Origin of the sequence: Enterobacter sp. BWH64 (genome assembly GCF_001037645.1) — a bacterium.
Classification (GTDB): domain Bacteria; phylum Pseudomonadota; class Gammaproteobacteria; order Enterobacterales; family Enterobacteriaceae; genus Enterobacter; species Enterobacter hormaechei_C.
In genome coordinates, this window is the sequence record NZ_KQ089922.1 from 3,896,840 (window position 1) to 3,908,851 (window position 12,012).

Here is a 12,012-nt window from a genome sequence, read left to right on the forward strand (position 1 = left end):
AATTTTACCACGTCGCGTTCAGTGCGGGCCACGCAACTGTTGCTGTAAGGTCAGCAGCAGCGTCACCTCCTCGACCCTGCGGCGCGTCGTGCGGCTCACCTGGTGCGGATCCCGTTCAAAGAGACTTTTTGCTCCCAGAATATGCTCCGCAAGGCAATGCTCGTAGATCGTACCGGGAATATGCCAGCGCTGAATTTCTTTACCCTTAATCAGCTCCAGCACATCTTCTGCGCCGCGTCGGTCGTGGCTGACGATGCGCCCGTCGCGCAAATGGAAGCGTAATCCCTTTTGCCCGCCCGCTGGCCCCGCGTATTTGTTAAGCCAGATGTCCACCGGCACGCCGCTGATGCTTCCCTGCAAATGCGCCTCGCCTTCCGCCGTGGTCAGATCGCCCGTTGCGATTTCGCGGCCCAGGCGGTCTTTTGCTGTCACCACCTGCAACGTCATATCGTCACTGCCGCCCAGGTAAAGCACCGTTTCACGCAGCATCGCCAGCACGTGCGTGCCGATATCCAGAATCACACCATCTGGATGGCGAAGCGTTCGCGCGTCTGGCTCGCCGGTGGCGAAGTTGAGCGCAATGGGCTCTCCTTCGGCGTTATACCCGCTTGGCTCCTGCAAAAAGCCTTCGATTTTGACGATGTCAGAAACATGAGCGACCAGTGATTGCTTTACGCTATCGAGACGCGCCATCCAGTGATCGAGCGCCAGCACGCGGTCGGCGGCTCCCGGTTGAGCCAGCAGCGCTTTCAGTTTTTCAATTTGGGGCAGCGTGGCGACAATCGGTTTTTCTACCACAATACGCGACGCGGGTGAGGCCAGCGCCTGCTCAAGTACCTCGAGGTGGTACAGGGAGGAAGTGGTGATAAACAGTGTATCCAGCGGGTGGGAAAGAAGTTCACCGAGCGACGCGCAACGTGTGACCCCTTCAGGCTGCTTCTCGGGATGAATATCAAAACCTAAACAGCGCGGAGTATCAGGAAAAAGATTTCGTATTGCCGGTAAGTAAGCCGTTTCAACCACAGCACCAAGCCCAACAAACCCTAACAGCATGTTCTTACCTCGTTAAGTCAATTGCCGGGGCATAACGCCACCCCGGCAAGGTCGAGGTTTATCAGGCGTTAGCGGCCGGTTTAGTCTGCGCATTTTCCAGCATGCGGCGCACCGGAACAATGAGGACGATCAGCACCGCAGCACAAATCAGCAGCGCAATGGAGCAACGGGCAAAGAGGTCTGGCAGCATATCCAGCTGGTCGGCCTTCACGTGACCACCAATCAGCCCCGCAGCCAGGTTACCCAGCGCACTGGCGCAGAACCACAGGCCCATCATCTGGCCGCGCATTCTCTCCGGCGCCAGCAGGGTCATGGTCGCCAGACCAATCGGACTCAGGCACAGTTCCCCGAGCGTCAGCATCAGGATACTGCCCACCAGCCAGAACGGAGAAACCCCTGCCCCACCGTTGCTCAGCACGTTCTGCGCCGCCAGCATCATCAGGCCAAAGCCCGCCGCCGCGCACAGAATGCCGATCACGAACTTGGTGATGCTGCTCGGACGAATGTTTTTGCTCGCCAGCTTCGGCCATGCCCAGCTAAATACCGGGGCCAGCAGAATGATGAACAGGGCATTGATCGACTGGAACCACACCGCCGGGATCTCAAAATCACCGATCATGCGGTTAGTGTAGTCGTTGGCGAACAGGTTGAAGGAGGTTGGCTTCTGCTCGAACGCGGACCAGAAGAACGCGGCGGAGACCAGCAGAATAAAGCACACCAGCAGCCTTGCGCGCTCTTTGCGATTCAGCCCGGCGAAGATGAACAGATAGATGAAGTAGAGCGCGACGGAGGCGGCAATCACATACACCAACACGCTGGCGACCGCGACCGGATTAATCACAATCACGCCCTGGGCAATCAACGTTACGATGATTGCAACACCCACAGCCAGCGCCAGCAGCCAGGCACCCACGCCGTTACGTTTCACTACCGGACTGTTCCAGGTGGAGTCCAGACCGACTTCACTGTCGTAGCGCTTCATGGCCGGAACGGCAAACACGCGGAAGATAATCAGGGCGACCAGCATCCCGATACCACCGATACCAAAGCCCCAGTGCCAGCCGTGGGTTTTAATCAGCCAGCCGGAAATCAGAGGGGCAATGAACGAGCCCATGTTGATGCCCATATAGAACAGCGAGAAACCGCCGTCACGACGCGCATCGCCTTTTTTATACAGGGTGCCGACCATGACCGAGATACAGGTCTTGAACAGGCCGGAGCCGAGCACGATAAACATCAGGCCGATGAAGAACAGGTTGTCGCCCATGATGGCCGACAGGGCGATCGACAGGTGCCCGAGCGCAATCAAAATCGAACCGTACCAGACGGCCCGCTGCTGGCCGAGCCAGTTATCCGCCAGCCAGCCGCCCGGCAGCGCAGCGAGGTACATGGTGCCGGCAAAGATGCCGACAATCGCCGAGGCGTTTTCACGCGCCAGGCCCATCCCGCCGTCATAGACGGTGGCGGCCATAAACAGAATCAGTAGCGGGCGAATACCGTAAAACGAAAAACGCTCCCACATCTCGGTGAAGAACAGCGAACCGAGCGGATAAGGATGGCCGAAGAAGGTTCGGCTCTCTTTTTGATTAACAGAGGATTGCATAATTCTCCCGAAAAGGTATGTGTCGTGCTTGTAAACACCAGCATGTACGCCGAACGGTTACGTATCCGATCGATTTTTTACATGCGGCGAAATGTTGGTTAACCATTTGATAACCAGGCGCTAGTTTTGTCTAGTACCGAACCCTGGACTTTAAGACGAAAATTCGATGATTGTCTACTTTCTTAGATATAAACATGGTTAAAAGCGAATAGTGATTGACATCACACAGGGAAGGCAGACCTTTTGAATGGGCGAAAAAAACCCGCGACAGGCGCGGGTTTTAGTGAGTTCGGTAAGAATTATTTGCTTTTCTTAATGTGCTTAATCAAACGCTTACGCTTACGCATCTGGTTCGGCGTCAGGGTGTTGCGTTTATTCGCAAACGGGTTCTCCCCTTCCTTGAACTGAATGCGGATAGGCGTACCCATCACGTCCAGCGACTTGCGGAAGTAGTTCATCAGGTAGCGTTTGTAGGAGTCCGGCAGATCCTTCACCTGGTTACCGTGGATCACCACGATAGGCGGGTTATACCCCCCGGCGTGAGCATATTTCAGCTTCACGCGACGACCGCGCACCAGCGGCGGTTGGTGGTCTTCAGCAGCCATGTTCATGATACGGGTCAGCATCGCCGTGCTCTGACGGCGGGTAGAGCTGTCATAGGCTTCACGAACGGATTCGAACAGGTTGCCAACACCACTCCCGTGCAGGGCAGAGATGAAGTGAACGCGGGCAAAGTCGATAAAGCCCAGACGGAAGTCCAGCGTCTCTTTCACCTGCTCGCGCACTTCATTGCTCAAACCGTCCCACTTGTTGACGACGATAACCAGCGAGCGCCCACTATTGAGGATAAAGCCGAGCAGAGAGAGATCCTGATCGGAGATACCTTCACGTGCGTCGATGACCAGCAGCACCACATTGGCGTCTTCAATCGCCTGAAGGGTTTTGATCACCGAGAATTTTTCTACCACATCGGTGATTTTCCCACGCTTACGCACCCCTGCGGTGTCGATAAGTACGTACTCACGTTCATCGCGCTGCATTGGAATGTAAATGCTGTCACGCGTTGTGCCTGGCATGTCGTAAACCACCACGCGCTCTTCACCGAGAATACGGTTAGTAAGCGTAGACTTACCTACGTTTGGGCGACCCACGATAGCCAGCTTGATAGGCAGATCCTGCGGGTTGAAGTCGTCTTCCGGCTCTTCCTCGCCTTCCTCTCCGGCTTCAAACTGCGCCCAGTATTCAGCGTCCTCGTCCACCTCTTCCGGCGGGTTCACTTCATCTACCCACGGCAGCAGAACGGTTTCCAGCAGGCTGGTGACGCCACGACCATGCGAGGCCGCGATAGGATAAATATCGCCCAGGCCTAAAGACCAGAAATCCGCAACAGCCTGATCGGCATCGATGCCGTCAGTTTTGTTCGCCACCAGGAAGGTAGGCTTTTCGCGTGAACGCAGATGTTTAGCAATAGCAGAATCCGCGGGCATCAGGCCAGCGCGAGCATCCACCATAAACAGAACCACATCCGCTTCTTCGATAGCCAGCAGAGATTGCTCTGCCATGCGGGTTTCTACGCCGTCTTCCGTACCGTCAATACCCCCGGTATCGATACAGATGAACTCGCGTCCTTCCACCTCTGCACGACCGTACTTACGGTCACGCGTCAGCCCCGGGAAATCCGCAACCAGCGCATCACGGGTGCGTGTTAAACGGTTAAAAAGAGTGGATTTTCCAACGTTAGGGCGCCCGACAAGCGCGACCACAGGTACCATGTTTGAAGCCTCATAAAATTCAAAATAACGTCGCTTTCGCAGCGTTTTTAAAAATGTCAAAACGGCTCCTGAGTGAACAGGAGCCGTTTAGTATACTACAACCGCCGTGTAATTAACGCGTGATCGCGTACAGCGTGCCGTCTTTTGCCTGAATCAGCAGTTTGCCGTCAGCCACAACGGGCTCCGTTAGGAAGCCTGAGCTATCCACTTTCTGCTGTGCCACGAAGCGACCATTCTCTGGATCGATCCAGTGCATATAGCCTTCGCTGTCGCCCACCACCAGGCTGCCGTTATACAGTGCCGGTGCTGTCAGCAGACGGTGCAGCAGATCGCTCTGCGTCCACAGCGTCACGCCACCTTCGGTGCTCAGCGCCAGCAGACGGTCGTTCTGATCCACCATATAAATACGGTTGCCGTCGACGATGAAATCGTTCACGGAACCCAGCTCACGTTTCCACATGATCTGGCCGCTACGCAGGTCCAGCGCCGTCAGGTTGCCGTTGTACGCCAGCGCGTAAACCACACCGTCAACGATGACTGGCGTGGTGTCCACGTCACTCAGACGGTCAATTTCAGTTGAACCGGTCGCCTGGGAAATACGCTGCTGCCAGATCATCTGGCCCTGCTGCATCAGTACCGCGCTGACACGGCCGTTGTCACCGCCCACAATGGCGGCGCCAAAGGCGGTCGCCGGAGCAGATTCACCACGCAGAGACAGCGCTGGCATATCCAGGTTAACCGTCCATTTTACCAGACCATCGGCTTCGTTCAGCGCCTGCAACTGGCCGTTGCTGGTATGGATCAGCACCAGGCCGTCGCTGACAACCGGACGCGACAAGGATTCACCGGCAACGGTGGTCTGCCATGCAACCGAACCGTCGCTGGCATTCAGCGCGTAAACCTGCGCTTTTTCGCTGCCCACATACACGTGACCGCCAGCAACGGTCAAGCCGCCAGAAAGCAGTGCAGGTTTACGGGAGAACCAGCCGTCTTTTTCCGCCAGGTTAATGGACCACACTTCTTTTCCGTCATCAGCGTTCAGCGCTTTAACGGTGCCTTTGCGATCGGCCGCATAGACAACGCCGTCAGCAAATGCCGGGTGCAGGTTGGAATAAAAATCGCCAATACCATCTCCCACAGAGGTGTCCCAGGCGGTGGATGGGGTGAACTGGTTTTCAACCGTCGGCAGCGGGGACATTTTAACAACGTCTTCTTCGCCACTGAACAGTGAACAACCACTCAATAACGTAACAGAAAGCAGTCCTGGCAGAAGTAATTTACGCAATTGCATTGGGTCCCTCTCAGACGGACAAATTATTTATTTTCATCTGCATCATTTCGCTCAGCGCAGGTGAAGCTTTACTATCCACGCCAGCTTGCCACGCTTTACGCGCGCCCGCTTTATCACCTTTACTCAGCAGTGCTTCACCGCGAAGATCGGCAACAATAGCGGCAAAGCCTTCGCCTTTGATGGTATCAAGCGTTTTCAGCGCGTCGTCGGCTTTTTTCTGCTGAACCTGGATACGCGCCAGACGCAGATTGATCACCGCTTTCAGATTTTCGTCACTGGCAGCAGCAAGCCCCTGAGACAGTTGCGCAGCGGCTTTGTCCAGTTCGTTTTTATCAACATACTGCTGAGCCACTTCCAGCGCAGCCAGCGCGCCGTAGGTGTTATTATTGTCAGCGGCAAATTTCTCCGCAGCCGTCAACGTTTGCGGCTGATCGGCACGGATTGCGCTAACGGTATTTTCGTAGTTCAGGGACGAACCGCGAGCAGAGTCAGCCTGATGATTGTTCCAGTAACGCCAGCCTACCAGCGCACCAACACCTAAAATAACCCCTACAACCAGTGCTTTGCCGTTTTCAGCAAAGAAGCGCTTAACCGCATCAACCTGGTCGTGTTCGTTCTCGTAAATTTCCACGCAGTCCTTCTCCTTAGCCCAATAGAGTGCACAAGTGCGCCGCAACGCCATCCTGCGTTACCGTAGTTTGCTCACCAGAGCGCAGGTCTTTGACTACCACTTCGCCGTTGGCCACTTCGGACTCACCCAGCACCAGTGCGATACTTGCGCCCCACTTATCGGCACGAGCAAACTGTTTTTTAAAGTTGCCGCCGCCGTGGTTGGTCATCAGCTTAACGTCCGGCAGCGCATCGCGCACGCGTTCGGCAAGCTGCATCGCCGCAGACTGCGTATCCGCACCTGAGGCCACCAGGTATATATCGACAACAGGATCGGCTTTAAATTCCGGATTAACTGCCTGAACCAGCAAAACAAGTCGCTCAAGGCCCATCGCGAAGCCTACAGCCGGTGCTGCGCGACCACCCAGTTGCTCGACCAGTCCGTCATAACGACCGCCGGCACAGACGGTGCCCTGCGAACCGAGGCTGGTGGTGACCCACTCAAATACGGTGCGGTTGTAGTAGTCCAGACCGCGCACCAGACGCTGGTTAACGGTATAAGCAATGCCCGCCGCTTCAAGCAGCTTGCACAGGCCGGCAAAGTGTTCGCGGGAATCCTCATCCAGGTAGTCACCCAGCGCTGGCGCATCGTTCAGCAGCGCCTGTACGTCAGGATTTTTGGAATCGAGTACGCGCAGCGGGTTGCTGTACATACGACGCTTACAGTCTTCGTCGAGCTTCTCTTTGTGCTGTTCCAGGAACGCCACCAGCGCATCGCGATAGTTCGCACGCGCTTCCAGAGAACCGATAGAGTTCAGCTCCAGGGAAACGTGCTCAGAAATACCGAGCGCACGCCACCAGCGGGCAGTAAGCATAATCAGTTCGGCATCGATATCGGGTCCTTGCAGACCAAACACTTCCACGCCAAGCTGGTTGAACTGACGGTAGCGGCCTTTTTGCGGACGTTCGTGGCGGAACATCGGGCCGATATACCACAGGCGCTGCTCCTGATTGTACAGGAGACCATGTTCGATGCCGGCGCGTACGCAACCCGCCGTCCCCTCAGGACGCAGAGTCAGGCTGTCGCCGTTGCGGTCCTCAAAGGTGTACATCTCTTTTTCAACCACGTCGGTTACTTCGCCGATCGCGCGTTTGAATAACGGGGTCTGCTCTACAATCGGCAAACGAATTTCGCTGTAACCGTAGCTGCCGAGCACCTGCTTCAGTGTGCCTTCAATGCGCTGCCAGATGGCGGTTTCGCCAGGCAGATAATCGTTCATGCCGCGGATGGCTTGAATGTTTTTTGCCACGTTTATTCTCTTTCTATATACAAAAAAGAACCCAAAGAATGGGTTCAATCATACATGGGAAGCAGCCTGCTTCCCATCACGTTATTTTTCAACCTGCTGAACGCTGATGCGCTTCGCTTCGTCCATCATCGTCGCTTTCGCGCGAATCCGGGCTTCGAGCTGGTCGATCATATCACTATTATCCAGACGATCTTTACGAACGCCATCTTCATAGAGACCACTTTTCTTGTTACCGCCGGTCACGCCCAGCGTGGACACCAGCGCTTCACCCGGACCGTTCACCACGCAGCCGATGATGGAAACGTCCATCGGGGTGATGATGTCTTCCAGGCGCTGCTCCAGAGCATTCACGGTGCCGATCACGTCAAACTCCTGACGTGAACAGGTTGGGCAGGCAATGAAGTTGATCCCACGCGCGCGGATACGCAGTGATTTCAGGATGTCGAAACCGACTTTGATCTCTTCCACCGGATCGGCGGCCAGGGAGACGCGTAACGTGTCGCCGATGCCTTCAGAGAGCAGCAGGCCGAGACCAATCGCCGATTTTACCGAACCGCTTCGCAGACCGCCCGCCTCGGTGATCCCAAGGTGGAGCGGCTGATCGATCTGTTTTGCCAGCAGACGATACGATTCAACGGCCAGGAAGACGTCAGACGCTTTCACGCTCACTTTAAACTGATCGAAGTTAAGGCGATCCAGATGATCGACGTGACGCATTGCGGATTCGAGCAGCGCCTGCGGCGTCGGCTCACCGTACTTTTCCTGGAGATCTTTTTCCAGAGAGCCAGCGTTCACGCCGATACGGATTGGAATGTTTTTGTCGCGGGCGCAGTCAACCACCATGCGAATGCGCTCTTCGTTGCCGATGTTGCCTGGGTTAATACGCAGGCAATCGACACCATATTCAGCGACTTTCAGCGCGATACGGTAATCGAAGTGAATATCGGCAACCAGCGGAACGCTCACCTGCTGCTTGATCAGTTTGAACGCCTCGGCGGCATCCATGGTCGGTACAGAGACGCGAACAATGTCCGCGCCTACGCGTTCTAATGCTTTGATTTGATTGACCGTCGCTTCTACATCCGTAGTACGCGTATTGGTCATCGACTGGACGGCGATAGGCGCCCCATCGCCGACTGGCACGTTCCCAACGTAAATCCGTTTCGATTTTCTACGTTGAATAGGAGCCTGGTTATGCATGTAAAATCTCCCGCATTGCCCGTCTGTTACTGTGCTGCTGATTGTTCGGCATTAACGGTAAGACGCGCAACCTGGTTAGTTCTGATAAAGCGGCTCAGATCGACAGGTTTTCCTTGATACTGGATCTGTACCGCTGCCGGTGCGCCGATTTTAAGCTTGTAAGGTGCCTGGCCCGTTAGATTTAACGTGCCATCTTTACGTTGCAGGCCGCTGAACAGCTTTTTACCTGTCGCATCAGTCACTTCCAGCCAGCAATCCGCCGTGAAATTCATCACCAGCGCATTCGGGTCAACGGCAGGTGCCGCCGTACCCGCCGGGTCAGTTGGCAGTGACGCCGCGGTGTTATCTGCCGGTGCCGTTGCCGCAGGGGCGGTATCAACATTGGCCTGTGAAGGTGATACGACCGCGTTCTGATCCTGGGCCTGGGTGGCTGGTGCGGTATTCGCCGTCGCTTCTGGCGTCGTCGCTGGCTCGGTTGCAGGCGTGCTGCTTGCTGCCGCCTGAGGTTCGCTGGAGGTCGCAGCTCCTTCGGTGCTCAGCGGCACGCTTTGCGCGCCGTTATTACCAGACTGATTGAGCTCAGCGGAGGACTGATCGGCCATCGTCGTGATCTCTTCCTGCTGCGCTTTGTGGTTTTGCCACCACCATGCGCCCGTCAGGCCGACAACCACGAACAGGACCAGCCAGGTAAAGCTCATCAGCCAGCCATCGCGTTTTTTACGACGTTTACCCAGAGAGAAGCTCTGCATCGGCGCAACTTTTGCCGCACGCACAGGCGCCTGCTTCTCCATCATCGGCAGTAATTCGTCTTCAGGGATATGAACCAGTTTGGCGTAAGAACGGATATAACCGCGCAGAAACGTTGAAGCCAGATCGGCGGGTGCCTTATCTTCTTCAATATCGCGAACGGTGGAAACCTTCAGGCACAGGCGTTCTGCAACGGCTTGCTGGCTAAGTCCGAGTTGTTCACGGGCGTTGCGAAGACGAACGCCAGTGGAGAGTGCTGCATTTTGATCGTGAGTGGCTTCAGTATTCATTCGCTACAACTACTGGTACGTGAAAATAAGGGTTCAGGTGCCGGTGAGTCACAATGCCACCCGCACCGCGAAACTTTAGGTCAGTTAACCTGGAACAAACAGTATAAGACTGTCGGGCCGCAGATGACAGCGCTGGCAGGCCTTCACGCTAAACTGTTGTTACGTCGTTACATACTGCCCGAAAGTCGTATGAAACGCACCGTAATTATTAATCAGTCGTGATGATTGTGACTGAATATTCAGTAAATTAATGCTTCACGGCGCAAAAAATGCGCCGTGTCTGCATAATAATCAAACGGTTTTAACCGCGATTGACTCACCCTGCATACGCTTACGCAGCGTACGTTTGGTACGGTCAATAACGTCACCCGCCAGCTGACCACAGGCTGCGTCGATATCGTCGCCACGCGTTTTACGTACGATGGTGGTGAAACCATACTCCATCAGCACTTTTGAGAAGCGATCGATACGGCTGTTCGAGCTACGGCCATAAGGCGCGCCCGGGAACGGGTTCCATGGGATCAGGTTGATCTTACATGGTGTATCTTTCAGCAGTTCAGCCAGCTCATGTGCATGCTCGGTACCGTCGTTAACATGATCCAGCATCACGTATTCAATGGTCACGCGGCCCTGGTTCGCGTTGGATTTCTCCAGGTAACGGCGCACGCCAGCCAGGAAGGTTTCGATATTGTACTTTTTGTTGATCGGCACAATTTCGTCACGGATGGCGTCGTTTGGCGCGTGAAGGGAGATGGCCAGCGCAACGTCAATCATGTCGCCCAGTTTGTCCAGCGCAGGCACAACGCCGGAAGTAGAGAGCGTAACGCGGCGCTTGGACAGACCAAAACCGAAATCGTCGAGCATGATTTCCATCGCCGGAACGACGTTGGTCAGGTTGAGCAGCGGTTCACCCATCCCCATCATCACCACGTTGGTGATTGGACGTGTACCGGTGACTTTCGCCGCGCCCACGATTTTCGCGGCACGCCAGACCTGGCCGATGATTTCCGACACGCGCAGGTTACGGTTAAAGCCCTGCTGCGCCGTAGAGCAGAATTTGCACTCCAGCGCACAGCCCACCTGAGAAGAGACGCACAGCGTGGCGCGATCGTCTTCCGGGATATACACGGTTTCAACGCGCTGATCGCCAACGGCAATGGCCCACTTGATGGTGCCATCTGAAGAGCGCTGCTCTTCCACCACTTCCGGTGCGCGGATTTCCGCCACTTCTTTAAGCTTATTGCGCAGCACTTTGTTGATGTCCGTCATGTCATCAAAGTTGTCGCTGCAATAGTGGTACATCCATTTCATGACCTGATCGGCACGAAATGGCTTCTCGCCCATCTCTTTAAAGAACTCGCGCATCTGCTGACGGTTCAGGTCCAGCAGGTTAATTTTTCCATTTTTATTGGGAACCGCAGGAATGGCGACTTCGGAGGTATTCACTAATTCAGACATAATTTTTTCCGGCCTCGTTGTTACACGTTGTGGCCCTTGGTGGGTTGAAAAGAAACGCCCCGGTAAGCAGTCTGCTCGTCCGGGGCGTTGCATTGTACAAAGTCTGGCGCAGGGATGCCACGTTTGCACGCGGCATTTACGAAATTATTAGCGAGTGCGCGGGCACACTTCGCCTTCAGCGAAGAAGAACGCGATTTCGCGCGCAGCAGATTCAACAGAGTCGGAACCGTGGGTGCCGTTCTCGGTGAAGCTGTCTGCATAGTCGGCGCGCAGAGTACCTGCCAGCGCGTTGTCCGGGTTGGTTGCACCCAGCAGATCGCGGTGACGCTGTACCGCGTTTTCGCCTTCCAGTACGGATACCACGATTGGGCCAGAGGTCATGAACTCGACCAGACCATCAAAGAATGGGCGACCTTCGTGCTCAGCGTAAAAACCGCGAGCCTGCTCAACGGTCAGGTGCAGCATTTTGGTGCCAACGATCTTAAACCCTGCTGATTCAAAGCGAGCGAAGATGCTGCCAATAACGTTTTTTGCCACCGCGTTTGGTTTGATGATGGAAAAAGTACGTTCAATAGCCATTGATAACCTCTGTAAAATGTTCTGTTGTTTTTGCATACCTGAGTATGGTGTGGCGCGGATTATAAAGAGCAATAGCGCCATTGCCTATGGTTATGCATAA

At 55.1% G+C, this 12,012-nt stretch carries 10 protein-coding genes; all 10 read right to left on the reverse strand.

Annotated elements, in window-relative coordinates:
• Positions 1-18 precede the first annotated feature (18 nt).
• The 10 genes from SK50_RS18520 to ndk all read right to left on the reverse strand — a co-directional run bounded on the left by SK50_RS18520 (position 19) and on the right by ndk (position 11,912).
• Positions 19-1,053, reverse strand: coding sequence for a Gfo/Idh/MocA family oxidoreductase (locus tag SK50_RS18520; protein WP_032102799.1), 1,035 nt, complete (start codon positions 1,051-1,053; stop codon positions 19-21).
• A 61-nt stretch (positions 1,054-1,114) separates the two neighbouring features.
• A complete protein-coding gene (locus tag SK50_RS18525; RefSeq protein ID WP_015572174.1) occupies positions 1,115-2,656 on the reverse strand; it encodes a peptide MFS transporter in 1,542 nt (513 codons plus the stop codon).
• A 299-nt stretch (positions 2,657-2,955) separates the two neighbouring features.
• A complete protein-coding gene (gene der, locus SK50_RS18530) occupies positions 2,956-4,428 on the reverse strand; it encodes a ribosome biogenesis GTPase Der (protein WP_022648998.1) in 1,473 nt (490 codons plus the stop codon).
• A 112-nt stretch (positions 4,429-4,540) separates the two neighbouring features.
• On the reverse strand, positions 4,541-5,719 hold the full coding sequence (gene bamB, locus SK50_RS18535) for an outer membrane protein assembly factor BamB (protein ID WP_017383525.1): 1,179 nt from the start codon (positions 5,717-5,719) through the stop codon (positions 4,541-4,543).
• Between the two features lie 10 nt (positions 5,720-5,729).
• Positions 5,730-6,350 (reverse strand): YfgM family protein, encoded by a 621-nt coding sequence (locus tag SK50_RS18540; protein WP_045344303.1) that lies wholly within the window; start codon positions 6,348-6,350, stop codon positions 5,730-5,732.
• 13 nt (positions 6,351-6,363) lie between these two features.
• On the reverse strand, positions 6,364-7,638 hold the full coding sequence (gene hisS, locus SK50_RS18545; RefSeq protein ID WP_048229808.1) for a histidine--tRNA ligase: 1,275 nt from the start codon (positions 7,636-7,638) through the stop codon (positions 6,364-6,366).
• 81 nt (positions 7,639-7,719) lie between these two features.
• Positions 7,720-8,838, reverse strand: a complete 1,119-nt coding sequence (ispG, locus tag SK50_RS18550) for a flavodoxin-dependent (E)-4-hydroxy-3-methylbut-2-enyl-diphosphate synthase (protein WP_017383528.1) — start codon at positions 8,836-8,838, stop codon at positions 7,720-7,722.
• Positions 8,839-8,864: 26 nt separating this feature from the next.
• Positions 8,865-9,875: a cytoskeleton protein RodZ gene (gene rodZ, locus SK50_RS18555; protein WP_032649072.1), complete on the reverse strand. Its 1,011-nt coding sequence runs from the start codon at positions 9,873-9,875 to the stop codon at positions 8,865-8,867.
• Positions 9,876-10,166: 291 nt separating this feature from the next.
• Entirely contained in the window at positions 10,167-11,333 is a 1,167-nt protein-coding gene (locus SK50_RS18560; protein WP_003860623.1) for a dual-specificity RNA methyltransferase RlmN, read from the reverse strand.
• A 147-nt stretch (positions 11,334-11,480) separates the two neighbouring features.
• On the reverse strand, positions 11,481-11,912 hold the full coding sequence (ndk, locus tag SK50_RS18565; protein WP_003860625.1) for a nucleoside-diphosphate kinase: 432 nt from the start codon (positions 11,910-11,912) through the stop codon (positions 11,481-11,483).
• Between the last annotated feature and the right edge of the window lie 100 nt (positions 11,913-12,012).

What these genes read in the sequence shown, in the direction of transcription:
- SK50_RS18520 (WP_032102799.1), bottom strand. Translation starts at nt 1,053, where the DNA reads ATGCTGTTAGGGTTTGTTGGGCTTGGTGCTGTGGTTGAAACGGCTTAC.
- SK50_RS18525 (WP_015572174.1), bottom strand. Translation starts at nt 2,656, where the DNA reads ATGCAATCCTCTGTTAATCAAAAAGAGAGCCGAACCTTCTTCGGCCAT.
- der (WP_022648998.1), bottom strand. Translation starts at nt 4,428, where the DNA reads ATGGTACCTGTGGTCGCGCTTGTCGGGCGCCCTAACGTTGGAAAATCC.
- bamB (WP_017383525.1), bottom strand. Translation starts at nt 5,719, where the DNA reads ATGCAATTGCGTAAATTACTTCTGCCAGGACTGCTTTCTGTTACGTTA.
- ispG (WP_017383528.1), bottom strand. Translation starts at nt 8,838, where the DNA reads ATGCATAACCAGGCTCCTATTCAACGTAGAAAATCGAAACGGATTTAC.
- rodZ (WP_032649072.1), bottom strand. Translation starts at nt 9,875, where the DNA reads ATGAATACTGAAGCCACTCACGATCAAAATGCAGCACTCTCCACTGGC.
- SK50_RS18560 (WP_003860623.1), bottom strand. Translation starts at nt 11,333, where the DNA reads ATGTCTGAATTAGTGAATACCTCCGAAGTCGCCATTCCTGCGGTTCCC.
- ndk (WP_003860625.1), bottom strand. Translation starts at nt 11,912, where the DNA reads ATGGCTATTGAACGTACTTTTTCCATCATCAAACCAAACGCGGTGGCA.